This is a genomic window from Limnobacter sp. (assembly GCF_043511195.1).
Taxonomy (GTDB): Bacteria; Pseudomonadota; Gammaproteobacteria; order Burkholderiales; family Burkholderiaceae_B; genus Limnobacter.
The window spans coordinates 240,502-265,369 of sequence record NZ_CP121330.1 but is presented as its reverse complement, the minus strand read 5'-3'; the positions used below and the strand labels follow the sequence as shown (position 1 = coordinate 265,369).

General features: G+C 53.6%; 21 protein-coding genes. 15 read left to right on the top strand and 6 right to left on the bottom strand.

The genetic code is table 11. The features are described 5' to 3' along the window. The first annotated feature begins 20 nt into the window (after positions 1–20). The gene (locus P0D43_RS01290; RefSeq protein ID WP_394673052.1) at positions 21–1,508 is read left to right on the top strand and encodes a glutamate synthase subunit beta; all 1,488 of its coding nucleotides are present in this window, start codon (positions 21–23) and stop codon (positions 1,506–1,508) included. Between the two features lie 90 nt (positions 1,509–1,598). Here P0D43_RS01290 and P0D43_RS01285 read toward each other — a convergent pair whose 3' ends face one another. Both P0D43_RS01285 and uvrA read right to left on the bottom strand, forming a co-directional pair. Beyond that, positions 1,599–2,501 carry a mechanosensitive ion channel family protein gene (locus tag P0D43_RS01285; RefSeq protein ID WP_341236916.1) on the bottom strand — a complete coding sequence of 301 codons (903 nt, stop codon included), beginning with the start codon at positions 2,499–2,501 and terminating at the stop codon, positions 1,599–1,601. A 59-nt stretch (positions 2,502–2,560) separates the two neighbouring features. Then, complete coding sequence (gene uvrA, locus P0D43_RS01280; protein WP_394673051.1) at positions 2,561–5,455, bottom strand: excinuclease ABC subunit UvrA; 2,895 nt, start codon at positions 5,453–5,455, stop codon at positions 2,561–2,563. A 102-nt stretch (positions 5,456–5,557) separates the two neighbouring features. Here uvrA and P0D43_RS01275 point away from each other — a divergent pair, with 102 nt between their 5' ends. The 4 genes from P0D43_RS01275 to P0D43_RS01260 all read left to right on the top strand — a co-directional run bounded on the left by P0D43_RS01275 (position 5,558) and on the right by P0D43_RS01260 (position 8,734). Then, the gene (locus tag P0D43_RS01275; protein ID WP_159568996.1) at positions 5,558–6,832 is read left to right on the top strand and encodes an MFS transporter; all 1,275 of its coding nucleotides are present in this window, start codon (positions 5,558–5,560) and stop codon (positions 6,830–6,832) included. Between the two features lie 73 nt (positions 6,833–6,905). Then, positions 6,906–7,412: a single-stranded DNA-binding protein gene (gene ssb / locus P0D43_RS01270; RefSeq protein ID WP_341236914.1), complete on the top strand. Its 507-nt coding sequence runs from the start codon at positions 6,906–6,908 to the stop codon at positions 7,410–7,412. 157 nt (positions 7,413–7,569) lie between these two features. Next, the gene (locus P0D43_RS01265; RefSeq protein WP_394673050.1) at positions 7,570–8,229 is read left to right on the top strand and encodes a fumarylacetoacetate hydrolase family protein; all 660 of its coding nucleotides are present in this window, start codon (positions 7,570–7,572) and stop codon (positions 8,227–8,229) included. Positions 8,230–8,233: 4 nt separating this feature from the next. Further along, positions 8,234–8,734, top strand: coding sequence for a DUF411 domain-containing protein (locus tag P0D43_RS01260; protein WP_341236912.1), 501 nt, complete (start codon positions 8,234–8,236; stop codon positions 8,732–8,734). On the opposite strand, the gene P0D43_RS01255 is transcribed toward P0D43_RS01260, so the two are convergent. Next, a complete protein-coding gene (locus P0D43_RS01255) occupies positions 8,709–10,751 on the bottom strand; it encodes a hypothetical protein (RefSeq protein WP_394673049.1) in 2,043 nt (680 codons plus the stop codon). The two genes, P0D43_RS01260 and P0D43_RS01255, sit on opposite strands and share 26 nt — an antisense overlap. 124 nt (positions 10,752–10,875) lie before the next feature. Continuing rightward, on the bottom strand, positions 10,876–11,919 hold the full coding sequence (locus P0D43_RS01250; RefSeq protein WP_341236910.1) for an AraC family transcriptional regulator: 1,044 nt from the start codon (positions 11,917–11,919) through the stop codon (positions 10,876–10,878). Positions 11,920–12,033: 114 nt separating this feature from the next. Here P0D43_RS01250 and P0D43_RS01245 point away from each other — a divergent pair, with 114 nt between their 5' ends. From P0D43_RS01245 to P0D43_RS01200, 10 genes are all read left to right on the top strand, one after another. Next, complete coding sequence (locus tag P0D43_RS01245) at positions 12,034–13,155, top strand: fatty acid desaturase (RefSeq protein WP_394673048.1); 1,122 nt, start codon at positions 12,034–12,036, stop codon at positions 13,153–13,155. 220 nt (positions 13,156–13,375) lie between these two features. Then, entirely contained in the window at positions 13,376–13,663 is a 288-nt protein-coding gene (locus P0D43_RS01240) for an FmdB family zinc ribbon protein (protein WP_394673047.1), read from the top strand. Then, complete coding sequence (locus P0D43_RS01235; protein ID WP_394673046.1) at positions 13,653–14,345, top strand: DUF502 domain-containing protein; 693 nt, start codon at positions 13,653–13,655, stop codon at positions 14,343–14,345. Before P0D43_RS01240 ends, P0D43_RS01235 begins: the two co-directional genes overlap by 11 nt. Before the next feature lie 5 nt (positions 14,346–14,350). Then, on the top strand, positions 14,351–16,156 hold the full coding sequence (gene aspS, locus P0D43_RS01230) for an aspartate--tRNA ligase (protein WP_394673045.1): 1,806 nt from the start codon (positions 14,351–14,353) through the stop codon (positions 16,154–16,156). A gap of 19 nt (positions 16,157–16,175) precedes the next feature. Continuing rightward, the gene (gene nudB / locus P0D43_RS01225; RefSeq protein ID WP_201301419.1) at positions 16,176–16,685 is read left to right on the top strand and encodes a dihydroneopterin triphosphate diphosphatase; all 510 of its coding nucleotides are present in this window, start codon (positions 16,176–16,178) and stop codon (positions 16,683–16,685) included. 204 nt (positions 16,686–16,889) lie between these two features. Beyond that, positions 16,890–17,684: an endonuclease/exonuclease/phosphatase family protein gene (locus tag P0D43_RS01220; protein ID WP_159568989.1), complete on the top strand. Its 795-nt coding sequence runs from the start codon at positions 16,890–16,892 to the stop codon at positions 17,682–17,684. Continuing rightward, positions 17,675–19,027: a phosphatidylserine/phosphatidylglycerophosphate/cardiolipin synthase family protein gene (locus P0D43_RS01215; RefSeq protein ID WP_394673044.1), complete on the top strand. Its 1,353-nt coding sequence runs from the start codon at positions 17,675–17,677 to the stop codon at positions 19,025–19,027. Before P0D43_RS01220 ends, P0D43_RS01215 begins: the two co-directional genes overlap by 10 nt. Before the next feature lie 25 nt (positions 19,028–19,052). Then, the gene (locus P0D43_RS01210) at positions 19,053–20,060 is read left to right on the top strand and encodes a ligase-associated DNA damage response exonuclease (protein ID WP_394673043.1); all 1,008 of its coding nucleotides are present in this window, start codon (positions 19,053–19,055) and stop codon (positions 20,058–20,060) included. Further along, positions 20,057–21,805: a cisplatin damage response ATP-dependent DNA ligase gene (locus tag P0D43_RS01205; RefSeq protein ID WP_394673042.1), complete on the top strand. Its 1,749-nt coding sequence runs from the start codon at positions 20,057–20,059 to the stop codon at positions 21,803–21,805. The genes P0D43_RS01210 and P0D43_RS01205 overlap by 4 nt, the downstream gene beginning before the upstream one ends. Further along, positions 21,802–22,704, top strand: a complete 903-nt coding sequence (locus P0D43_RS01200; RefSeq protein WP_159568985.1) for a DUF429 domain-containing protein — start codon at positions 21,802–21,804, stop codon at positions 22,702–22,704. Before P0D43_RS01205 ends, P0D43_RS01200 begins: the two co-directional genes overlap by 4 nt. Positions 22,705–22,712: 8 nt before the next feature. Here the strand turns inward: P0D43_RS01200 and P0D43_RS01195 are convergent, their stop codons facing one another. Continuing rightward, a complete protein-coding gene (locus P0D43_RS01195; protein WP_394673041.1) occupies positions 22,713–24,116 on the bottom strand; it encodes an ATP-binding protein in 1,404 nt (467 codons plus the stop codon). 14 nt (positions 24,117–24,130) lie between these two features. Continuing rightward, the gene (locus P0D43_RS01190) at positions 24,131–24,817 is read right to left on the bottom strand and encodes a response regulator transcription factor (RefSeq protein ID WP_341236900.1); all 687 of its coding nucleotides are present in this window, start codon (positions 24,815–24,817) and stop codon (positions 24,131–24,133) included. Positions 24,818–24,868: the final 51 nt, after the last annotated feature.

Below are 24,868 nucleotides of genomic sequence, written 5' to 3'. Positions count from 1 at the left end.
GTTAACGAGGATTTAGAAAAATGGGAAAGGTCACAGGATTTATGGAATTTGAGCGTTTGAAGGAAGCCAGTGAGGCCCCTGAAAAACGCGTCAAACACTACAAAGAATTTGTTATTACGCTGAACGACGACGAAGCCAAAATTCAAGGCGCGCGTTGTATGGATTGCGGCATTCCGTTTTGTAACAACGGCTGCCCAGTGAACAACATCATTCCCGACTTCAACGATCTTGTTTACAAGCAAGACTGGAAAGCGGCGTTGCACACCCTGCACAGCACCAACAACTTCCCCGAGTTCACGGGCCGCATTTGCCCGGCTCCCTGTGAAGCGGCTTGCACACTGGGTATTCACGAAGAACCGGTGGGTATCAAAAGTATTGAGCACGCCATTATCGACAAGGGCTGGGAAAACAACTGGGTTGTGCCACAAGCACCCGCCCAAAAAACCGGCAAGAAAGTGGCGGTAGTGGGTTCAGGCCCCGCAGGCATGGCGGCTGCGCAGCAGCTGGCACGTGTCGGCCACGATGTCACCGTGTTCGAAAAGAACGACCGCATTGGTGGTTTGCTGCGTTATGGCATCCCTGACTTCAAAATGGAAAAATTCCACATTGATCGTCGCGTTGAGCAAATGCAGGCCGAAGGCGTTGCGTTCAAAACGGGTGTGTTTGTGGGCGAAAAACTGGCAGAGGGTGGCATCACCAACCTGGCCCGCGAAACCATTACCCCGAAAGAATTGATGGCACAGTTTGACGCCGTGATTTTGACTGGTGGTTCAGAGGTGCCCCGCGACTTGCCAATTCCGGGTCGTCAGTTGAACGGCGTTCACTTTGCAATGGAATTTTTGCCACTGCAAAACCGTGTCAATGCCGGTGACAAATTGAAAGACCAAATCATGGCCACGAAGAAAAGCGTGCTCGTGATTGGTGGTGGCGATACGGGTTCCGATTGCGTGGGTACATCCAACCGCCACGGTGCCAAGCAGGTTACCCAAATTGAATTGATGCCCCAGCCACCCGAAGAAGAAAACAAGCCTTTGGTTTGGCCTTACTGGCCCATGAAAATGCGCACATCGTCTTCACACGAAGAAGGTGTGGCACGTGACTGGGCGGTGACCACCAAAGAATTCATCGACGATGGCAAAGGCAATGTGAAAGCAGCCAAGTGTGCCAAGGTTGAATGGGTGAAAGACGAGGCCACCGGCCAAATGAAGATGCAGGAAATTGCAGGTTCAGAGTTCATGGTCGAGGCCGATTTGGTGTTGTTTGCCATGGGCTTTACCAACCCCGCGAAAAGTATTCTTGATGCTTTCGGTGTTGAGAAAGACAACCGTGGTAACGCCAAAGCCACCACCGATGGTGAAGGCTGCTACCGCACCAATGTTGACAAAGTTTACGCTGCTGGTGACATCCGCCGCGGTCAGTCCCTTGTGGTCTGGGCAATTCGCGAAGGCCGTCAGGCTGCACGTGAAGTGGACGAGTTCCTGATGGGCGCCACCGTACTTCCACGTTAATTTGCTGTTTGTTGGAAGGCCAAAAAAAAGCCGCTGATTTCGATCAGCGGCTTTTTGTTTTCTGGACCGTATTGAGTCCTGACGATTTTCTTAGTTCGATGAAATCTGGGGGGTTGTTGAACCACCAATTTCCACGCCTGCACCAGGGTACATCGTGACATGTGGAAATGGAATTTCAATGCCCACATTGTCAAACGCCGCTTTGATGCGTTTGTTGTATTCGCGGCGCACGCCCCATTGATCGCCCGGTGTGGTTTTGAACCGAACGCGAACAATTACCGCAGAATCAGCTAACTCCTGAACGCCGAAAGTTGCCATGGGTTCGGTAATTTTGACGCCCCATTCTTTGTCTTCAGCCAATTCAGTGCCCACTTTCTGCATCACTTGAATGGCACCTTCCACATCTTCCTTGTAGGCGATTCCAATATCAACAACAGCATAGGCAAAGTCCATGGTGGAGTTGGTGACTGAATCAATTTGACCATTGGGCACAAAGTGCACATTGCCGTGTGCATCGCGCATGCGAACGTAGCGCAAGGTCACGTTTTCCACGGTGCCGCTTTTCCCGCCGACCTCAATGAAGTCGCCTGCGCGAATCTGGTTCTCGATCAACAGCACAACACCCGTGAAATAATCTTTCACCAAACTTTGTGCACCAAAACCAACGGCCAAGCCCACCACACCCGCTGCGGCCAGCACTGGGGCAATTGAAATGCCGATGGTGCCCAGCGCAATCAGTGAGCCCAAGAGCAAGATGACCACATTGGACACGTACTTCAAAACGCGTGTCAGGGTTTCAACTCGTTTTTGATCATCTAGTGTGGAGCTACGGTTTTGCATGCGTTTGCCCACCCGGTCAATGGCGGCTTTAACCAATCGCAGCACGATTAGTGCAACGATGATGACCAGAATGAATTTGGTGGCTTGAAGTCCGAGGTCCAGCAGTTTGGCTGGTTCGATGTATTTGAATAGGGTTTCGAGTTGTTCGTTCATGGTGCTCCCACTGCTTGAAAGAACTCCCTATTGTACATGACTTGCTTTTTCGGTTTTCTTCAGGCGCTCCGCGTGGTCTTTCGAGTGGGCTTGGTGGGTTCGGCTTCGTCGTTGTAAAAGCGTGCCAAAAATTTCCCGGTGTGACTGTTTGTATTCTTCGCAATGTCCATGGGCGTGCCCTCGGCGATTAACATGCCACCGTTGTCACCACCTTCCGGCCCCATGTCCAGTACCCAATCGGCACACTTGATCACATCCAGGTTGTGTTCGATCACCAGCACAGTGTTGCCCTGTTCCACCAGTGGGTTCAATACTTTCAGCAGCATGGCAATGTCGTGAAAGTGCAGGCCGGTGGTTGGCTCATCGAGAATGTAAAGCGTTTTGCCTGTGTCTCGTTTCGACAATTCAAGCGACAACTTCACACGCTGTGCTTCACCGCCGGAAAGTGTGGTGGCAGATTGCCCAAGGCGTATATAACCCAAGCCCACATCAATCAGGGTTTGCAGTTTGCGTGCAATATTGGGCACAGCAGAAAATACTTCCAGTGCCTGTTCAACGGTCAGTTCCAGCACCTCGGCAATACTTTTTCCGCGGTACAAAATTTCAAGTGTTTCGCGGTTATAGCGTTTGCCGTGGCACACGTCGCAAGGCACGTACAGGTCGGGTAGAAAGTGCATTTCCACTTTCACCACGCCGTCGCCCTGACAGGCCTCACAGCGACCACCTTTCACATTGAATGAAAAGCGGCCCACGTCGTATCCGCGCTCACGCGATGCGGGCACGCCGGCGAACAACTCACGAATCGGTGTGAACAAACCCGTGTAGGTAGCTGGGTTGCTGCGTGGTGTGCGGCCAATCGGGCTTTGGTCCACGGCAATGACTTTGTCGAAATGCTCAAGCCCGCTGATGTGGCTGTGCGGTGCGCCTTCCCTGTGCGCACGGTTTAGCTGGTGCGCAGCCTCAGCCAGCAAGGTGTCGTTGATCAGCGTTGACTTGCCCGAACCTGAAACACCAGTGACACACACAAACAAACCCACCGGAATATTGGCAGTGACGTCTTTCAAATTGTTGCCAGTGGCGTTGTGAATGGTCAGTGCGCGCGCTGGGTCGGGCTTGCGTAGTGGGCTTAAGCGTTCAATTTTTCGTTTACCATTTAAATACTGGCCGGTCAGCGATTCCGGGCTTGCCAAAATTTCAGCAGGTGTGCCTTGTGCAACCACTTGCCCGCCATGCTCACCGGCACCCGGGCCCATGTCGACCACGTAATCGGCACAGCGAATTGCGTCCTCGTCGTGTTCTACGACCAGCACGGTGTTGCCCAAATTTTTAAGGCGCAACAGGGTTTGAATCAGACGGTCATTGTCGCGCTGATGCAAGCCAATGGAAGGCTCGTCCAGCACATACATCACGCCGGTAAGGCCAGAACCAATTTGACTGGCCAATCGAATGCGTTGGCTTTCTCCGCCGCTCAGCGTATCCGCACTGCGGTTCAGCGTGAGGTAGTTCAGTCCGACATCATTCAGGAACTGCAAGCGTGCCTTGATTTCCACCACAATTTTTTCGGCGATTTGTCCTTTTGCACCATGCATTTGCATGGACTCGAAATAGCTGAGTGCCTTGTGAATGGGCAATTCAGTGACCTGGTGCAAGGCCTTGCGGTGATCATGCTCGCCAATGAACACATGGCGTGCACCGGTTTTCAGGCGCGAACCCTGGCAGGCTTGGCAACTGCGCACGGCCATTAATTTACCGAGTTCATCTCGCACAGCGGAGGAATCGGTGTCGCGGTGGCGGCGGGTCAGGTTCGGCAATATGCCTTCGAAGGCATGGGTTTTTGCAACTGGTTTGCTGCGTTCGCTTAAGTAAGTAAACGTAATTTGTTCACTGCCCGAACCATACAACACCACCTGTTGAACATCGTCAGGCAATTCATTCCAGGCCGATTCCGGGTCAAAGCCGTAATGCGCCGCCAGGCTTTGAATCATCTGGTAGTAAAGTGCATTGCGGCGATCCCAGCCGCTGATCGCGCCAGCAGCCAGTGAAATATCGGGGTGAGCCACCACACGCAGCGGATCGAAAAAAGTTTCGTGACCCAAGCCATCGCAAACGGGGCAGGCACCTGCCGGGTTGTTGAACGAGAACAAACGGGGTTCAAGCTCGGTCAAGCTGTAGTCGCACACCGGGCAGGCAAACTTGCTGGAAAACACGGTTTCGGTGTTGGTGTCCAGGTTCACGGCCACGGTCTTGCCGTCGCTTAGGCGCAGTGCTGTTTCAAAACTTTCTGCCAAACGCTGGCGGGCGTCCACGCGCACTTTCAAACGGTCGACCACCACATCCAGGTTGTGTTTGTGGTGCTTGTCCAGCGGGGGCAGCTTGTCCAGTTCCAGAATTTCCGGTGCGTCCTGGGGGCCTTTCTTCAGCCGAATACGCACAAAGCCTTGTGCGCGCAGGTCGTTGAGCAAATCGACATGCTCGCCTTTGCGCTGGTTCAACACGGGCGCCAAAATCATGATGCGTGCTTCTTCGGGCCAGCCCAATACCGTGTCGACCATTTCCGACACAGTTTGCACGCTCAGTTCCATGTCGTGCTCGGGGCAACGCGGCGTGCCCGCACGGGCAAACAACAGGCGCAGGTAATCGTGAATTTCAGTCACCGTGCCCACAGTGGAACGCGGATTGTGGCTGGTGGCCTTTTGCTCGATGGAAATGGCAGGTGACAGCCCTTCGATCAAGTCCACATCGGGTTTTTCCATTAGCTGCAAGAACTGGCGTGCATAGGCCGACAAACTTTCGACGTAACGGCGTTGGCCTTCGGCATACAGGGTGTCGAAAGCCAGGCTGGATTTGCCCGAGCCGGACAGCCCGGTCAGCACCACGAGCGAATCGCGGGGCAGGTCGAGCGAAATGTTTTTCAGGTTGTGGGTTCTAGCGCCACGAATGCGAATGGAGTTCATGCGGTACAACAAATGGAATCAGCGGCCAACCTGATACTATAGACGGTTTCCTGGATCAACACATCCGCACGGGTAGTTCAAGCCCTTGAATTTCAATCACACATGAGCCGCAAGACCGTGAGCCGTACCGCAGCCCCCGACGCATTCAAAATGTTGCCTGCCGAGCGAAAAGCCGCTGGGTGGCTGGCCAGCATTTATGCCTTGCGCATGTTTGGCATGTTCATGATTTTGCCGGTTTTTTCCCTGCACGCGGCAGGCATGCCCGGTGGTGACAATTTAAGCCTGGTGGGTTTTGCCATGGGTATTTACGGCCTGGCGCAGGCCTGTATGCAAATTCCGCTGGGTTGGGCCTCAGACAAACTGGGCAGAAAGCCGATTATCATCGGTGGCTTGTTGCTGTTTGCGGCGGGTTGCTGGCTGGGTTATGTGGCCGAAACGGTCGAGCAACTGGTGTGGGCAAGGGCCCTGCAAGGGGCTGGCGCCATTTCAGCGGCCTTGTCGGCTTTGTTGGCCGACGTGACCCGTGACGAAGTGCGCTCCAAAGGCATGGCCATGATCGGCGCATCAATTGGCGTTACATTTGCCTTGTCATTGGTGTTCTCACCGGTGTTGTACAAGTTTTTTGGATTGAGCGGTCTTTTTGCCATCACGGGCGTGCTCAGTATTTTTGGAATTGCCGTTGTGATTTGGCTGCTGCCCACGCCGAATTTGGCCGACCAGGAAGCGAAACTCAAGGGCAGTTTTGCTGACGGTTGGGCGGTACTGACCAAACCCGACCTGTTGCGTTTGAACCTGGGTATTTTTACCCTGCACTTGACCCAAATGTCCCTGTTTGTCGTGGTGCCCAGTTTGCTGCTCAGCGGTTTGGGTTTGCCTTTGGCTGAACACTGGAAGGTTTACCTGCCCGTGGTGCTGGGCTCGTTCGTGCTGATGGTGCCATTGATGGTTTGGTCAGAAAAAAAAGCCAAAACCAAGCAGGTCAAACTGGGTTCAATCGGGCTGATGGGCTTGGTGCTACTTGGCCTCGTGCTATTTGCACAGCAAGGCTGGGTGGTGGTTTTGCTGTTGTTGGCCTACTTTGTGGGTTTCAATTTGCTCGAGGCTACCCTTCCCTCGTGGGTGTCACGAGTGGCACCCCTCAGTCACCGGGGTTTGGCATTGGGTGTATATAATACTTCTCAAGCGCTTGGGCTTTTCGCCGGTGGCGCACTGGGTGGTTTGGTATTTCGTCACTTGGGTGCACAGGGCGTATTCGAGGGTGTGTTGCTGTTGGTCGTGGTGTGGTTCTTATTGGCGATGGGTATCAAAGCCTTGCCGCCACGCTCAGCAAGTGTTGCACCAGTCAGTGAGCCGGTGGGCAACCCGGCAAGCCACTAATAGCCCAATTACTGCAGTCCCTTCGGGGCGCATTTCAAGACATATTTCAAGAATCTAAGGAGCAATTCATTCCATGGCCTCAGTAAACAAGGTAATTCTGGTCGGTAATTTGGGTAAAGATCCCGACGTGCGCTATTTGCCCGACGGCGGCGCCGTTGTGAATCTTGCATTGGCCACTTCCAGCAATTGGAAAGACAAAAATACGGGCGAAAAGCGCGAAGAAACTGAATGGCACCGCGTGGTCATTTATGGTCGCTTGGCTGAAATTGCCGGCGAATACTGCAAGAAAGGCCGTTCTGTGTACATCGAGGGTCGTTTGAAAACCCGCAAGTGGCAAGATCAGTCGGGTGTGGACAAATACACCACTGAAATTATTGCAGACCAAATGCAATTGCTCGGCGGCCGTGAAAGCGGCGGTGGTGGCGGCGGTGGTTCGTCCATGAGTGGTGGGGATGACTTTGATCAGTCGCCCGCACCAAGCCGCAGCTCGGGTGGCAGCAGCATGCGCTCTTCCGCGCCAGCGCCTCAGCGCTCAGCCCCACAAAGTGTTGCTGATCTGGATGACGATATTCCGTTTTAACTGAATACCCGGCACGCGAGAAAAGCCTGTGACTTTAATAGTTACAGGCTTTTTTCGTTTCAGGCCTTCCCTGAAAGAAGCAGGTATTTAACCGAAGTGCACATTGTGTCAGCTTAGGGCAATATCAAACTCATCGATTTCGTTTTAAGGACACCTGATGCCCCACATTACCCTGCTTGCCCAGCAAGCCAAAGCCGTCCAGGTTCGCAATATTTTTTGTATTGGTCGCAATTACGCGGCACACATTGCAGAACTGGGCAATCGCCCTGAAGAAGACCCGGTGGTGTTTATCAAGCCCACCTCGGCCCTGCACCCGCCCGGTACGCCGATCGTGTTGCCTGCGCATTCCAGCGATGTTCACTACGAGGCAGAATTGGTTTTGCTGGTGGGGCAAGGCGGAAAAAACATTGCAGAGGACAAAGCCTTGAAACACATTGCGGGCTATGGTCTGGGGCTGGATTTGACTGCCCGTGATTTGCAGAGCAAAGCCAAGCAAGGTGGGTTACCTTGGGCGGTCGCCAAGGGTTTTCATTGTGCGGCCACGGTGACCCAGTTTGTTCCTGCCGAGCACATTGAGCATCCCCATAATATTGAGTTTCAAATGCATTTGAATGGGCAAATTCGGCAGCACGGCGATGTGCGAAAAATGTTGTTTCCGATTCCATTCATTGTGCGTTATTTAAGCCAGGTGTTTACCTTGCAGGAGGGGGATCTGATTTTTACCGGAACTCCTGAGGGCGTTGGGGCTCTAAAAACCGGCGATTTGGCTCGATTGGTGCTGCCGGGTCTTATAGATACAGAATTTAACGTGGACTGATTCAATGCAAAAATTTCGAACCAATTATTTGTTGGGCGCACTGCTGGTGAGTTGTTCCGTCGTCATTGCGGCATGCAGCGACAAGCCTGCTGAGGTTGCCCAGCAAGGCGATAACTTTGTCGAGGTGTGGAAAACACCCACCTGTGGTTGCTGCTCGGAGTGGGTTGAGCACCTGGAAGAAAATGGCTTTACCGTGAAGGTGAATGATGTACAAAACACGGATTCTTTCCGGGCAGCTTTGGGCATGCCGCAGCAATACGGCAGTTGCCACAGCGCCAAAATTGCGGGCTACGCCATCGAGGGCCATGTGCCAGCAGATGACATCAAAAAACTGTTGGTCGAGAAGCCTGCCAATGTGGTGGGGTTGTCGGTGCCCGCCATGCCCATAGGTTCGCCCGGCATGGAACACCCAGATTACCCCAGCAAACGCGCCGAATACGACGTGTTGCTGGTGAGTAATCAAGGCGAAGTCCGTTCATTCAATCATTACAGCGCACGCAATTAACCGTTCTTTTGCGTTTGAATGCACTCAACATCAATGCCAAGACTGCCAGACCAGGCAGCGTAGTTGAACCGCCACCACCTGATTGACCATCGAGGAAAGAGGCCGTTTCTGCCATATTGTTTTCGCTCGGTTCCAAGTCGGTTGGGTTTTCCGTGTCTGTGTTGGCAAGCTTCAGCTCGCCGGCCAATGCCTGGAATTGAAAATCTGTCAGTTGTAATTGGGTGGGGCCGATGTGAACCAATTCCAGAGATGCCAAATGTTCAAAGTTCACACCTTGAAAGCTGGCCAGTGGTAAACGAACCATGTTCAACAATGTTTTGGCGCCTTCAGTATTCAGTGGGTCGCCAGGTGGAAGATACAAGGCGTTCGAATAACTGGAAATTTCGATTGCCGCACTTTGCCCAAAAGTGTCGGTCAGGATTGCGTGCATCTCGGGTGCAGAGGTCAATGGGTTGTTCTCGGAGGTTTTTACCGGTATGCCAACCCGAAAAGTAAGACTATCGTAAGCAGTTACATCCAAATCATTAAGGATCGTTTTGAACTGCGATTCACTGTTGTCTGACTCTAGATACAGTTGCCCACTGGTTGCCCAGGTGCGAACACTTGGACAGCCCGTGGAATTCACACTGCCCGAGTCATTTCTTGTTGAACAAAATTCAAAACGGTCTGCGTCGCTTGTGCTGTTCGCGCCACCCAACTGATTCATTGTCAGTGATAGGGATGTGCTGGTGTTGTCTATTTCCAAGCGTTGTTGTTTCGGGGTTTGAATGCTTAGATGAACTCGATCGTCGCAGCGTTGCCCTGAGTTTGTCGACTGCACTGGGCATGCATCGGCCGGAAGACTGGCCATACCCGACCAGTATGACGAGAAGATTGTCTCGTTTCCGAGAAAATGACGAAAGAAGGAGGACATCAAAAATTCACCATGGCGGCGCTGATCAATGGGATCGTCACGGCCGCTATTTTCAGCGTTGCTGCTACACAAGGGGTCTTGATTGGAATAATCGTCTCCAGACCACGTGGTGTTGTAAAAATTGTGGTTTGCACCCATGGCTACAAGCTGGAACTTTCTGCTGGGAGTTGTCTCTTCCAGGTTGCGACTTTCGTCATACATGAATGCACCTTGAAGGTTGGATACGTCACCGTCGCAATAAGGTAGCAACACTGCGAAAGTTGTATTTGGCGCATTGATGAAGTCAAAATTCGTGGGAGCCAAAGCAAAAACGGCACGAATGTTGTGTGGTTGATTAAATGTACTACCAGCGGGCCTTAATTCACCCACTTCAATCGTCGGTCCTCGCGCTTGATTGACGCTTAGCACATGGGTTACACCTTGACCACCTCGAGAGTGGCCCATTAAGCCCACTTTGGTCATGTCAATTTTTCCACGAAGACTGGCAAACAAGTAAGGTTGATCCAACTTGCTGTAAAAACCGGTTTCATTGATTTCTCGGAGTATGTCGAGGTGATGCAGAATCAATTCAGACCGAGCTTGAACTCCGGCATCACCTGCCAAATCTTTGTCATTTACATCGTTGGCGTTAATCGACACCACTACATAGCCATGTGCAGCCAAATTTCTGGCCATGTAGTCATATCCCTTGTAGCTGTCCACCGACTTGATCACGTTTACTGGCTGGCCCAGCACTCTGGGTAATTCAAGATCGCATTCGCCAGTACTTAAAAACTCGTTACCCAAATAGCTGCAGGTTACGTGGCGGCCATGCAAATAAAGCACCACTGGAAAGGGCCCATCTCCGTCCAGTGGGTAGCGCACCAGTGCATTCACGTCTGCGTTGTAGGCAATGCCTTCGGGATCTGTAACGATGATCTGTGAGGATCGATAATCCAGGGGTTCAGACACACGTGAGGCCCCGGCTTGTTCGCGTACACTGGGTGCAATATCCTGCTGTTGTAAATTGCTGCTTGCTGCACCAAATGCAATCAGCCCACTCAGTGCAAGGGGCACAACAAGTGCGCAGGAAATAGAGAATCGTGTGGGTTTATTACTTAGCATTGCACCAACTCCAATCAAAAGTAATCAAGTTGCCGTCGGTAAGACTTGGCATTCATCAGATTTACTTTTGTTGCGGTGCAAAACCTGTGCCTTGCTTGTAGGTGCGAGACTCTAAGAATATTAACTATCTCTCGCGCATATCGCTGGGGCTTTTGCCAAACCAGCGTTTGCAGGCCCGGCTGAACGCAGACGCATCGGAAAAGCCAAGGTCCAGCGCGATGGCGGTCAAAGAATCCCCGCTTTGTTTCAGGCGGCGCGTGGCTTCGCTTTGCCTGATTTCATCCACAATCCCCGCCAGGTTGGTGCCTTCGTCCGCCAGCTTGCGTTGCAGGTTCCGGGCACTCATGTTCATGTAGGTGGCTGCGTCTTCAATACTGGGTGCACCTTGGGGCAGGTGGTTAGCGACCCAGTCACGTAATTTTCTGCTCACACTGTTTGCGGGTTTCAGTCTGTCGATTGCGGCTTGGCTGGCTTGGTCCAGGTGTTCTGCAATCAAGGTGTTGGCGCCTTTAAGCCGGGTACGCACCATGGTGAGTTCATACACAATCCGCATGGTGTTGCAGCCAAACGTCAGTGGTGCTGCAAAGCTTTTCTCAAAAAAGTCCAGGTTGCCCGCTTGGGGTGCGGGGCGGCTTAGTTCAACACGCAGCGGTACCAGGCTTGCGTCGCCCAATCCTTTGCCTGCATTGGCCAGCAGGCACAAAAACCCATCGGTCGATTGGTGCGCGGGTTGTGTATCATCTTTAAGTTTCAATTCGACAACAAATTCGCGTTCAGTGCTGAGCAGCTCAATTTCGCTGGCATCAGTGACCAGGTCGACAAATCGGCGCATGCGACCAAAAGCCTGTTCCAGGGTTTCGCTGGCCATGACACTCAAGCCCACGGCATGAAACGTGGCCGGGGTAATGTGTCGAATGGCCTTGATGCCCAGTGTTTCGTCGCCAGTAAGGGCCACTGCTTTTTGCCAAAGCAGGGTGGTTTGGGGCACGGGGTAGCGGGCCTCAGGCGAGTCCAACAGATCAAAGTCCAACCCAGCCTCGCTAAACAGGGCATGCGCATCGCAGCCTTGATGTTCAATTTCGCGGGCAAGGCCGCGCATCCAACTGGCTAGGGCCGTTGGCGTGTTGCCGGGTAGGTTGGACGCTTTACTGGTCACTTTGTTGGTCATTGAGTGCTTATTTTGGCGTCGAAAGTCATGGGCTTGGCGTTTCAGAACAAGCTTTACTGCACAACTCCAAGCATACTTCAATCACGAAAAGCCAAAACAGAAAGAGGCAAGAGTATGTCAAGTTTGAGTGAAAAGCTGATGAGCCAGCCGGCGAAAGCCGAAGGTGGTTCACGAATCAAGCAGAACAACATCAATGCGCAAGATCAAAAGCGCATTGCCGCAATCAAGACCGCGGTGCTTGCGGAAGGCGATCGAATTCGCGCCAAGTACCCGATTTTGCGACATCAAGATGCCATTGGCATGGCCATTTTGTTGTTCTCCATGGGCGGTGCCGTGCTGACAGGCTGGGCGTACCTGGAGGGCATGCTGGCTTGGTATGTGACCATTCCCGTGATTGCGATTTTCCTGAGCTTCACGCATGAATTGGAACATGACCTGATCCACTACATGTATTTCCGCAAGAACAAGTTCATGCACAACCTGATGATGAGCCTGGTGTGGATTTGCCGCCCCAGCACCATCAACCCCTGGTTGCGCCGCCACTTGCACCTGCACCACCACAAACATTCCGGCACAGAAACCGATCTGGAAGAGCGTGCCATTACCAACGGCGAGCGTTTCACCCCCCTGCGTTTGTTGATGATGCTGGATTTGGAGCTGAGCGTGGTGTTGCGCATCATGAAGGTGCCCAAGCACTTGCGTTTGAAGGCATTGATGCGCGGTGCGATTGGTAACTTCCCGTTGGCTTCGATTTTTTACATTGGCTGGCACGCCTACGTGGCTTACTGGGCAGTGGAAGCGGCGGCCTGGGCGGTTGGTTACAGCGTACCTTGGCCCGCGTTTGTAACGCCTGAACTGGTGGCCACAGCGAATACGGTTGCTGTGCTGATTTTCGCCCCCAACCTGTTGCGTTCGTTCTCGATCAACTTCATCAGCTCGAACATGCACTATTTCGGTGACATTGAAGACGGCAACTTCGTACAGCAGTGCCAGGTGCTGAACAGCAAGTGGTTCATTATTCCCCACCTGTTCTGTTTCAACTTTGGCTCGACTCACGGCATTCACCACTTTGTAGTGCGAGATCCCTTCTACATCCGTCAAATGACCGCCAAGAAGGGTCATGAAGTCATGCGTGAAAACGGCGTTCGATTCAACGACCTGGGCACCTTTAAACGGGCCAATCGCTGGTCCGTCAATGAGCAGGGTCAACAAGAGGCAGGATACCAGGCCGCCTAAGAGCCTGTTGATCCAAAACCGCCCTTTGCTAGAGGGGGGCGGCGTAGTTCTAGTGTCATTGGCTGAATTCTTATTGGGGCAGCCTACTCCGTCGACACGAAGGGCGCTTTTCGAAAGGAAAGCGCTCTTTTTTTGTCTTTGAAATTCAGGGTGTTGGAGTTCTTCGGCCTTCCATCTTATAATGGGGGGTTTTTCGTTTGTATTTGCGGGTGTAGCAGAAATGCCAATTTATGCGTATCGCTGTGAAGCGTGTGGCTTCGAAAAAGACGTGTTGCAAAAACTGAGCGATGCACCTTTGACCCAGTGTCCAAGTTGCGGTCAGGCCAGTTTTGCAAAGCAGGTGACTGCAGCAGGCTTTCAATTGAAAGGCTCGGGCTGGTATGTGACTGATTTCAGGGGTGGCAGCGCAAGTTCCTCGGCTGCGGCATCGCCGGCAGCGTCTACAACTGGGGCGGCTGCAAGCACCAGCACGCCTTCAACCACGGCGCCCAGTACCGATGCCAGCTAAGTCACCGGCCAAGTCACAAGCCAAGTTGCCCGAACGGGTCTTGAACTCGGACATCATCAAAAAATACCTGCTGACAGGTTTGTTGATCTGGGTGCCCTTGGGCATCACCCTGTGGGTGTTGGCCCTGGTGGTGGGTTTAATGGATCAAACCCTGATGCTGTTGCCCGATGCGCTGCACCCCAGGGTTTGGCTGGGTGTGCACATTCCGGGTTTGGGTGTCATTCTGACCCTGGCTGTGTTGTTGGGTACAGGCGTGCTGGCGGCCAATTATTTTGGCGCTTGGTTATTCAAGGCAGGGGATTGGGTGTTGTCGCGCATTCCCTTGTTCAAAATCGTGTACAACAGCGTGAAACAGGTGTCCGATACGCTGTTAAGCTCGTCTGGCAAGGCATTTACCCGTTCGGTGCTGGTGCCGTACCCGCACCCGGGCATTTGGGCGTTGGGGTTCGTGACCGGAACACCGCCACCCAGCCTGCTTGAAAACCTGAATGATCAATGCCCGCTGGTGTCGGTTTATGTGCCCACATCGCCCAGCCCCGCCTCGGGATACGTGATCATGGTGCCCGAAAAACTATTGCGCCCGTCTGGCATGTCCGTGGACGAGGCCTTGAAGTACATTGTGTCGCTGGGGGTGGTAACACCTTCGGACGACGTGTTGGATCAACCCATTAAACAAGACTGACATTCATGAAAATGCGTACTGACTATTGTGGCAATGTGTCACAGGCCTACTTGGGCCAAACCATTGCCCTGTGTGGCTGGGTGCAACGTCGTCGTGACCACGGCGGTGTTATTTTTATTGATCTGCGTGACCGTGAGGGTTTGGTGCAGGTGGTGTGCGATCCCGACCTGGCTGAGGTATTTGCGACCGCAGAAACCCTGCGCAACGAATTTTGTGTGCGTGTGGAAGGTTTGGTGCGCGCACGCCCTGAAGGCACTGAGAACAGCAACCTGAAAAGCGGCGCTGTGGAACTGTTGTGCAAGGGACTGGAAATTCTGAATGCATCAGTGACTCCTCCTTTCCAGCTCGACGACGAAAATCTTTCAGAGACCACGCGCCTTACGCACCGTGTTCTCGATTTGCGTCGCCCGCAAATGCAGAAAAACCTGATGCTGCGTTACAAAGTGGCCATGGCCATTCGCAACCACCTTGACGCACAGGGTTTTGTAGACATTGAAACCCCCATGCTGACCAAGAGCACGCCTGAAGGCGCGCGCGATTACCTGGTGCCTTCACGCGTGCACGCTGGCGAGTTTTTTGCCTTGCCGCAGTCGCCCCAGCTGTTCAAGCAAATGTTGATGGTGGCGGGTTACGACCGTTACTACCAAATCACCAAGTGCTTCCGTGACGAAGATTTGCGCGCCGATCGTCAGCCTGAATTCACCCAGGTGGACATCGAAACTTCATTCCTTGGTGAGCAGGAAATTCGTGACCTGTTCGAGGACATGATCCGCAAGGTGTTCAAGCAAACCATGGATGTGGAATTGCAAAACCCCTTCCCCGTGATGCCCTACAGCGAAGCGATGGCGCGTTTTGGTTCAGACAAACCTGACCTGCGCGTGAAAATGGAATTCACTGAACTCACCGACATCATGAAAGATGTCGACTTCAAGGTGTTCTCTGGCCCGGCCAACATGGACAATGGCCGCGTGGTGGCCTTGCGTGTGCCAGGTGGTGCTGAAATTCCTCGCTCTGAAATCGACAACTACACCAAGTTTGTGGGCATTTATGGTGCCAAGGGCTTGGCCTGGATCAAGGTGAACGAATTGGCCAAGGGCCGTGACGGCCTGCAATCGCCCATCGTGAAAAACATTCACGACACAGCCTTGAATGAATTGCTCAAGCGCAGTGGTGCCGCCGATGGCGACATTCTGTTCTTCGGTGCCGACAAAACCAAAGTGGTGAACGACGCAATCGGTGCGCTTCGCTTGAAGATTGGTCACAGCGAATTTGGCCAGAAAGCAGGTTTGGTACAAGGCCGGTGGGAACCACTGTGGGTGATCGACTTCCCCATGTTTGAACTGGATGAGGAAGCAGGCCGCTGGGTGGCTTGTCACCACCCCTTTACCAGCCCGAAAGACGGCCACGAGGACTACCTGACCACTGACCCCGGCAAGTGCATTGCCAAGGCCTATGACATGGTGCTGAACGGTTGGGAATTGGGCGGTGGCTCGGTACGTATTCACAAGGAAAAAGTACAAAGCAAGGTGTTCCGTGCTTTGAATATTTCCGAAGAAGAAGCGGCAGCCAAGTTTGGTTTCTTGCTGGATGCCTTGCAATACGGTGCGCCACCTCACGGTGGTTTGGCTTTTGGCCTGGATCGCATTGTGACCATGATGAGTGGCGCAGAAAGCATTCGTGACGTAATCGCGTTCCCGAAAACGCAGCGCGCGCAGTGTTTGTTGACCCAGGCACCAAGCCCTGTGGACGAAAAGCAGTTGCGTGAATTGCACATTCGCCTGCGTCAGGCCGAACCCAAAAACGTGGCTTGATCACCAAGGGCAGCGCACTTTGAGCGGTCAAAAAATCCCTGTGTCGGTGCTGGTCGTGATGGTCAGCCCTCGCGGGGATTTTTTATTGATTGAACGGGCTGACAAAGCCGGGTACTGGCAATCAGTGACCGGCAGTCTGGATTTTCCGGATGAATCACCGCTGCAAGCCGCAGTGCGTGAACTGGCAGAAGAAACCGGCTTTGAGGCCACGCCCACGGCAATTCCCACGGTGCTGGATGCTGATGCGGGCGAGTTGCTCAAGCCTGGTTTGCTCAGGCCTTGGCCTTACAGCCTGCAGTATGAAATTTTTGAGCACTGGCGACACCGCTACCCAGCAGGTGTGACCCACAACACTGAGCATTGGTTTGTGGCCTGTGTGCCCGATGGTTTCACCCCCCGGTTGGCCGCAAACGAACATGTGGGGTATGCGTGGTTGAATGCAAACGAGGCCGCAGAGCGGTGCTTTTCACCCAACAATGCACAAGCCATTCTCGAGTTGAACCAGAAGCTTCAAGGCAAGCGAAGCTGAAAATACAAAGGGGCCGCGAAGGGCCCCTTTTTTCATATACGGTATATAGCTGCTGCAAGAAACGGTTTTAAACTGCTTTAAGAGTTTCAATATTTACGCACTGAGTTTAGGGGTAACCCTAATTGGGGGGCAATACCCTGTGTTTGTGACATGACTTGAATTGACTTGGTAATTTACTGATTTATTTTCTAGGTATTGCATGTAATGCGACTTCGAATTGCGACCTACAACATTCACAAGGGGGTCATGGGCCTGCGAAAACCTGCCCTGACCATTCATGCCTTGCGTGAACAAATCCATGCCATGGATGCCGACCTGGTGTTTTTGCAAGAGGTTCAAGGTCGGCACGACCGGCATGCGGGCAAGTTTGAACACTGGCCCGAGGGTGGGCAGCACGAGTTTCTTGCCCAGTCGCCTTCAGCCATCGATGATTTGCTGGGCCATGCAAGTCAGCAATATTTCACTGCCTACGGCATGAATGCCGTGTATTCGCACGGGCATCATGGCAACGCTTTGTTGTCTCGATACGAAATTGAGTGGATGCTGAATCAGGATGTGTCCGATCATCGTTTGGAGCAACGCGGTTTGTTGCATTGCTGCGTTAAAACGCCCGCAGGCCCCATTCACGCCATGGTGGCGCATTTTGGGTTGTTGTACCGCAGCCGCGTGCGGCAGGCGAGCAAGCTGATTGAACATGTGGGCACCCATGTACCTGCGGGCATGCCCTTGGTGGTGGCAGGCGACTTCAATGACTGGCAGCGCCGCCTGGGTCCAATTTTGCAGCAAGGTTTGAAGGCCGAGGAAGTCATGCCCTTGGACAAAAACAATCGCTTGGCCCGGGTGGGCAGTTTTCCCAGTCGCTTCCCCGTGTTGGGGCTAGACCGTGTATTTGCCCGTGGCTTCAACGTGCACGAGGCCACGGTGCTTCATGGGCCAGCTTGGGCCAAGTTGTCTGACCATGCACCTTTTGTGGTCGATCTGGAGTGCGCATGGTGTTGAACCTGTTGCCAGCAGCCGCACCCGAGCGGGAGGGCAATGCGGTTGAATTGCTGGTGGGGGGGGAACAGCTGTTTCCGCGTGCGCTTGATGCGATTGAGCGTGCCAAATATTCTGTGCGCATTGAAACCTATATTTTTGCGAACGATTCAATTGGCGAGGCTTTTTGCCAGGCCATGTGCCGGGCCGTAGCGCGTGGCGTCGAAGTGCGTTTGGTGCTTGATGGTTTTGGTGGGCAAGAGGGCGTACGCACCTGGGTGCCCAACTTACAGCGGCACGGTGTGCATGTTCGCGTTTTTCGGCCTGAAAGCATGTCGTTCAGGCTCAATCCGAAACGGCTTCGCCGCATGCATCGAAAAATAATTGCGGTTGACAGCGAAATCGCTTTTGTTGGCGGCATCAATCTGATTGATGACTTGAACCACGAAGGGGAACGCGACGAACTGTTAAGAGCCACAGAGCGGGCGCAACAGAAAAGAAAGCCGATTTGGGGCGCATCGGGTGGAATGCGAGAACAGGCCATGGTGGTAAACACTGATTTGCTGGATCAAGAAACACTGGGGCCACGCTATGACTTTGCCGTGCAGTTGCAAGGCCCTGTGGTGCAAGACGTTTGGCACAACATGGAGTGGTTGTGGCTGCAAATTGGTCCGGGTGGGCGGGTAACAGATACCTTTAGGTCAAGCTGGTGGAAAGACCGGGTGGAGCAGTTGCAAGAGACCATGGCGCGCCAGCGCTCAACGCCCAAACCCAAACCGTTTGGCAAAGTGAAAGCCCAACTGGCCGTGCGCGACAATTTCCGTTTGCGCAGGCGAATCGAACGCGCCTATGTTCAAGCCATTGGCAATGCGCAACGTTCGGTCATTCTCAGCAATGCTTACTTTTTACCTGGTCGTAAAATGCGCAAGGCCTTGCTCGCAGCGCGTGCGCGGGGCGTGCATGTTCAGTTGTTGCTGCAAGGGCGTGTGGAGTATCGCTTTCAGCATTACGCCACGCAAAGTTTGTATTCCAGTTTGTTGGCCGCTGGCGTGGACATTTATGAATACCTGCCCGGTTTTTTGCATGCAAAAGTGGCGGTGATGGATTCAAACTGGGCCACAGTGGGTTCGTCCAACCTGGACCCTTTGAGTTGTTTGTTTGCCCGTGAAGCGAACGTGATTGTTTATAACCGGGAATTTGCAAGCGCGCTGCGCGAAGAATTACTGAAATCCATTCAAAATGACAGCCGGGAAATTCAAGCCCATGAACACGCACAGCGCCCCTTGAAAGAAAGGGTGTTCAGTTGGCTGTGTTATAAATTAATGCTCTTGGCTGTTTTCCTGGGTGATTTTGGCAGCCGGTATTAGTTGTTGATTTTGAAGGTTGTGCAGCATGGATTTGGTGGTGAGTCGCCCCGAAGGTTTGTATTGCCCCCAAGGCGATTTTTACATCGACCCCTGGCGCAAGGTAGACCGTGCAATCATTACCCATGCGCATGCAGACCATGCCCGTGTGGGGCACAACCACTACCTGTGCGCGGCGCCTGGCGAGGGTGTGCTGCGCACCCGCTTGGGCAACATTTCACTCGACACGCTTCCCTACGGTGCCGGCACCCTGCACAACGGTGTCAAAATTTCATTGCACCCGGCCGGGCATGTGTTGGGTTCGTGTCAAATCCGTTTGGAATACCAGGGCGAAGTGTGGGTGGCCAGTGGCGATTACAAGGTAGCCCCTGATTTAACCTGCGACGCATTCGAACCCGTGAAGTGCAACACTTTCATTACGGAATCCACCTTTGGTTTGCCCATTTACCGTTGGCGCAGCGATGCTGAAATTTATGCCGAGATAAACGCATGGTGGGCTGCCAATGCCGCACAGGGCAAGGCCAGCGTGTTGTACGGCTATTCGTTTGGCAAGGCGCAGCGAATACTGGCGGGTGTGGATTCAAGCATTGGTCCCATTGTGTGCCACAGCGCTTGCGAGGGCTTGAACAAAGCCTATCGGGATGCAGGTGTGAAGCTGCCCGATACTTTCACCGTGAGCGAAGTGCTTGACAAATCCATTTACAAAACCTGCCTTGCCATTGCCCCACCCGCAGCCCAAGGTGCCGCCTGGATGAAGCGGTTTGGCAATGCGTATTCCGATGCATTTGCATCGGGCTGGATGCAGTTGCGTGGCGGGCGCAGACGCAGCAATGTGGATCGGGGGTTTGTGATGTCTGACCACGCGGACTGGCCTGGCCTGATGCGTGCCATTGGTGCCACTGGTGCGGAGCAGGTGATTGTGACTCACGGCTACGTGCAGGTGATGGTGCGCTGGCTGCAGGAACAGGGATTGAATGCCCGCGCGTTTGCCACTGAATATGGTGGTGAGGGTGAAGGCGAGGTGCCCACCGCATGAAGCAGTTTGCGGAATTGTTTGCCGAACTGGATGGCTCCACCTCAACCTTGCACAAGGTGCAGGCTTTGCGCCGTTACTTTGAACACGCACCCGCCGAGGATGCTGCATGGGCTGTGTATTTTTTGTCGGGCGGCAAACCCAAGCGCACCGTGCCCACCCGCACCTTGCGTGAGGTGGCTTTGCAGGTCAGTGGTTTGCCCGACTGGTTGTTTGAAGAAAGTTACCAGGCGGTGGGCGATTTGGCCGAAACGATTGCCCATGTGTTGCCAATTGCACCGACACTGGCTGGCCAGTCGCAAGGCTTGGCCTGGTGGATGCAAAACCGAATTTTACCCTTGCGCACCTTGCCCGATGAAGAACGCATTGTTGCCGTGCAAGCCTGCTGGAATGAGCTGGCAGCCAATGAACGGTTTCTGTTCGTGAAGCTGGTGGGCGGTGGTTTTCGTGTGGGTGTTTCCAAGTTGTTGGTGACCCGCGCACTGGCCGAATGTGCAGGGTTGGATGCCAAGCTGGTGGCCACCCGCATGATGGGGTTTGCCGATGCCAGCAACCAGCCCACGGCCGAGCAGTTCAGCGCCTTGTTGGCTTCGCCCAGTGAAAGCAGCACCGGGCAGGATTCTGGTCGATTGGGCCAACCCTTGCCTTTTTTTCTGGCGCACCCCTTGCAGGAAGAACCTGAAAATTTGGGAGCGCTTGCGGACTGGTTGGTGGAATGGAAATACGACGGAATTCGCGCCCAAGTGGTGAAAGAGGGTGGGCAGGTGTGGGTGTGGTCGCGCGGCGAGGAGTTGGTCAGCGAGCAGTTTCCGGAGTTGCAGGAAGCCTTCGCACATTGGCCCGACGCTTGTATTCTGGACGGTGAAATACTGGTGTGGCAAGGTGGTTCGCCCGCAGGCTTCAATGCCTTGCAGGGGCGCTTGAATCGCAAAGTGGTCAGTAAAAAATTGATGGCAGATTCACCCGTGGTTTTTTTGGCTTACGACCTGCTTCGCTTGAACGCAATGAACACAGTGAACCAAACCCAGCTGCAACGCAGAACTGCGTTGGAGGAATTTTATGCCTTGCATCATGAACAAAGCACTGTGAATTTCATGCCGCGTTTGTTGTTGTCGCAACGCGTGTGCGCTGCAAGTTGGCAAGAACTGAAATTGCTTCGGGAAGAAAGCCGCGCCAGGGGTGTGGAAGGCTTTATGTTGAAGCACTGTGATTCCCGCTATGGGGTTGGCCGCACCAAAGCAGACGGCCTGTGGTGGAAATGGAAAATCGACCCCATGACCGTAGACTGTGTGTTGGTGTATGCGCAGCGAGGCCACGGCCGCCGCGCAAGCCTGTACACCGATTACACCTTTGCTGTGTGGGAAACACCGCCTGCCAGTGCAGCGCAGGCGCAAGAAGTGGCGCAGGCGATTGCAAACGGTGAAAAAGTTGAAGACACGGTGGCGCGTGGTTTGCCCCGTTTGGTGCCGTTCGCAAAGGCGTATTCGGGCCTGACCGATGAAGAATTCAAAGAAGTAGATCGCGTGATTCGAAAGCACACCGTGGACAAGTTTGGCCCGGTTCGCACTGTGGCCCCAGTGCTTGTTTTTGAGCTGGGCTTTGAAGCCATTTCCCGTTCCACTCGTCACAAAAGTGGCGTGGCTGTTCGTTTTCCACGTATGCTTCGCATTCGCCATGACAAACCTTTGCATGAAGCCGATCACCTTGCAGTGCTCGAGGCTTTGTTGCCCCCGGAGAATGTAGTTTGAATCCCGAAAACAGTCGCCTGCTGGGTATCGATTTTTCCAGCAGTCCCACCAAGAAAAAACCGATTGCAGTGGCTGTGGGCCAGTGGCAGGGTGCGGTGTTGGCGGTCGATGAACTCATGTCGCTGACCACACTGGGCGAGTTCGAAACCTTGTTGAAAGAAGGACCGCAGGCGTTCGGAAAACTGGAGCGCGCAGCAGGACCCTTGGAGCAGTTGGGTTTTGTGGCTGCCATTGACATGCCTTTTGGTTTGTCGCGCAAATTGGTGGAGGGTTTAAAGTGGCCAGGCGCTGGGCGTACTGACTTTTTGGCTTGGGAAAAACTGATCAATTACTACAGTGCTTTGAGTCGCGAGCAAATTCGCGCCACTTTCAAGGCGTGGTGCGATGCACGCCCCGCCGGGCACAAGTTTGCACACCGGGAATGCGATGCCCCGGCAGGATCTTCGCCTTCCATGAAATGGGTAAACCCACCGGTGGCTTACATGCTGCACGCCGGTGCACCGTTGTTGATGAAAACCGGTGTTCACATACCTGGCATGCAACGGGGCGACAAAACCCGCGTGGCCCTGGAGGCCTACCCCGGCTATTTGGCCCGCAAGGTGTTGAACCGAGCCAGCTACAAAAGCGACGACCCCAAGAAAGACACTGCGGATCGCCGCATGGCCCGTTCCGAATTGTTGTGTGCATTGGAAGAAGGCATGTTGTTTGGCATCAAGGTACAGGTGCGCCCCTATTTGCGTGCTAAGTTGCTCGATGATGTCAAAGCCGATCACCTGGATGCGGTGCTGTGTTGCCTGGTGGCGGGTTGGGCAGCCAAGCGGGCTGAATCCAGTTTTGGTTTGCCCAAATTGATCGATCCCGTAGAGGGTTGGATTGCCGGGGTTCCGCCAACGGTTTAATGGGTGGCTTAACGGCTGCCAGGCAGTTCGATGGTGATCAATAAACCATGCGGTGTGCCATTGCGGGCACTGAGTTCGCCGTTTACACGTTGAATCGATTTTTTGGCAATCGCCAAACCCAGGCCATGGCCAGAGTGTTCGCCGTGTTTGAAAAAGGGTGTGAACAGCTTGGGCAAAAGGGCGGAAGGAATGCCCGGGCCTTGGTCTTCAATGTCAATGCACAACTGTTTGTTTTGTACGCGACAGCGAATTTTTATAGCAGTATTTTCGGGGGTGTGTTTAATTGCATTGCGAATAATGTTGTCAAATGCGCCTTGCAGGCTTTCAGCATGGCATCGCAAATTCCACTGCCTTACATCGTCGGTGAATTCAACAAGCTTGCTCTGTTGCTCCGCTTCAAACTGAGCGTCTTCTACCACAGCAAGCAACAACTCAATCACATTGTGTTCTCTCAGAATTTCCGCATTCTGGTTTGCATCCAGTCGCGATAAATTCAGCAGTTGGCCAATCAGGTTGTCCAGCCTTTCTGCTTCGGTTTCAATGCGGCTCAAGCTCGTGTCCAAATGTGCCGGGTTCTGGCGTGCCAGGCCCACCGCCAGGTTCAGGCGTGCCAATGGAGAGCGCAGTTCATGCGATACGTCGTGCAACAACACTTTTTGTTGCTCAATGCGGGTTTCAATTTCTTCAGCCATGTGGTCAAAGCCGCTGAGCAATTCGCCAATTTCATCGCTGCGTTTTTTGCCGGTTTTGTTGTTGGAAATGCGAACACCCAAGCGACCTTTGCCTGCTTCCCGAAATGCATTTTTCAAGGTGTTCAAGGGGCGGCTGAATGTGTAGGCCAACACACCTGCAAACAAAAGGCTGGCCAGAAACGCAGCAAAAATGCCGGCCCCTGGTACGGGTGGAAGCGGTGGTTCAAGTGCCTCACGTTGCTTGCGTTTGTCTTCATGTGGTGGTGTGGGCTCGCCGGTGCTGGTGTTGGTTGAAGGTTCCGGGTGGCGGCGATTGCGTGGAATAAACAGAATCCATTTCGACTGGTCTTGCGCGGTCACCTGCAACGTACCTTGCTCGGCTTGTTCCTCGCCATTGAACAGGGCGGTGATTCGTTGTTGAATGTTGTCGGGTACTTCCCGATGCAAAATTTCCTCGCCTTGGCTGGACACTGCAAACACCGGAATTGCGTTGCCTGTTCGCTGGCGGTTGCGGTCCAGCAAATTGCGCAAGGCATCTGGCCCTTTGCCTTCCAGCACTTCTTGAATGGTTTCCAGCATGAATTGCGCGCGTGGGCCTTCTGCTATATCACTGCTGGCTGGCTTTTCCCGCATCAGGTAAAGGGCGGTGCCTGTGGCCACGGCCGCAGCAATCAGGCACAACCAAAAACCAAAGAAAAATTTCCAGAACAGCTTGCCCATACACGCAACTCCGTTTAATCAAGGCTGAGCTGATAGCCCTGCCCGCGAATGGTGTGCAGGGTCAGTGGCAAGCGCTCGTCGTTCAGGTTTAATTTGTTGCGCAGGCTGCTCAGGTGCACATCAATGCTGCGGTCAAAACGCTCAAGGGGGCGCCCCAGGCCCTGCTCGCTCAGGGTGGCTTTACTGACCACCTGGCCGGCATGGCTGGCCAACACTTCCAGCAAATTGAATTCGGCACTGGTCAGTTCTATTTCACTTCCGTTCAACAACACTTTGCGCTTGGCCGGCTGTACTTCGAGCGGACCCAATTGAAGGGCCTGTTTGGGGGCACTGCTGGAGTCGTTGGCGCGTCGTAAAATTGCACGCACACGGGCCACAATTTCGCGGGGCAGGCAGGGTTTGGGTACATAGTCATCGGCACCCAACTCCAGCCCTACAATGCGGTCAATGTTGTCGCCGCGTGCCGTTAGCATCAGCACGGGGGTGTTGTACTTCTGGCGAATCTGTTTCAGGGTTTCAAGGCCGCTTTGCTGCGGCATCATGACATCAAGCACAACCAGTTGGTATTGCTCGTCTGCCAGCATTTTCAAGCCATTGATCGGGTTGGCACAGTGCTCGGCTTCGAAGCCTTCGCCGCGCAGGTATTCGCACAGCATTTCGCCCAGCTCAATGTCGTCGTCAATGTGAAGTATTTTTGTCATGGCTTCAATATTACTAGGCAGCCAGGCTTGATGCGCAATTGTTTGCAATCG

Coding starts and splice junctions, on each gene's coding strand:
- P0D43_RS01285 (WP_341236916.1), bottom strand. CDS start 2,501: ATGAACGAACAACTCGAAACCCTATTCAAATACATCGAACCAGCCAAA.
- P0D43_RS01250 (WP_341236910.1), bottom strand. CDS start 11,919: ATGACCAACAAAGTGACCAGTAAAGCGTCCAACCTACCCGGCAACACG.
- P0D43_RS01275 (WP_159568996.1), top strand. CDS start 5,558: ATGAGCCGCAAGACCGTGAGCCGTACCGCAGCCCCCGACGCATTCAAA.
- P0D43_RS01210 (WP_394673043.1), top strand. CDS start 19,053: ATGGATTTGGTGGTGAGTCGCCCCGAAGGTTTGTATTGCCCCCAAGGC.
- P0D43_RS01220 (WP_159568989.1), top strand. CDS start 16,890: ATGCGACTTCGAATTGCGACCTACAACATTCACAAGGGGGTCATGGGC.
- P0D43_RS01255 (WP_394673049.1), bottom strand. CDS start 10,751: ATGCTAAGTAATAAACCCACACGATTCTCTATTTCCTGCGCACTTGTT.
- uvrA (WP_394673051.1), bottom strand. CDS start 5,455: ATGAACTCCATTCGCATTCGTGGCGCTAGAACCCACAACCTGAAAAAC.
- P0D43_RS01290 (WP_394673052.1), top strand. CDS start 21: ATGGGAAAGGTCACAGGATTTATGGAATTTGAGCGTTTGAAGGAAGCC.
- P0D43_RS01235 (WP_394673046.1), top strand. CDS start 13,653: ATGCCAGCTAAGTCACCGGCCAAGTCACAAGCCAAGTTGCCCGAACGG.
- ssb (WP_341236914.1), top strand. CDS start 6,906: ATGGCCTCAGTAAACAAGGTAATTCTGGTCGGTAATTTGGGTAAAGAT.
- P0D43_RS01240 (WP_394673047.1), top strand. CDS start 13,376: ATGCCAATTTATGCGTATCGCTGTGAAGCGTGTGGCTTCGAAAAAGAC.
- P0D43_RS01260 (WP_341236912.1), top strand. CDS start 8,234: ATGCAAAAATTTCGAACCAATTATTTGTTGGGCGCACTGCTGGTGAGT.
- P0D43_RS01190 (WP_341236900.1), bottom strand. CDS start 24,817: ATGACAAAAATACTTCACATTGACGACGACATTGAGCTGGGCGAAATG.
- P0D43_RS01205 (WP_394673042.1), top strand. CDS start 20,057: ATGAAGCAGTTTGCGGAATTGTTTGCCGAACTGGATGGCTCCACCTCA.
- P0D43_RS01215 (WP_394673044.1), top strand. CDS start 17,675: ATGGTGTTGAACCTGTTGCCAGCAGCCGCACCCGAGCGGGAGGGCAAT.
- P0D43_RS01195 (WP_394673041.1), bottom strand. CDS start 24,116: ATGGGCAAGCTGTTCTGGAAATTTTTCTTTGGTTTTTGGTTGTGCCTG.
- P0D43_RS01245 (WP_394673048.1), top strand. CDS start 12,034: ATGTCAAGTTTGAGTGAAAAGCTGATGAGCCAGCCGGCGAAAGCCGAA.
- P0D43_RS01265 (WP_394673050.1), top strand. CDS start 7,570: ATGCCCCACATTACCCTGCTTGCCCAGCAAGCCAAAGCCGTCCAGGTT.
- aspS (WP_394673045.1), top strand. CDS start 14,351: ATGAAAATGCGTACTGACTATTGTGGCAATGTGTCACAGGCCTACTTG.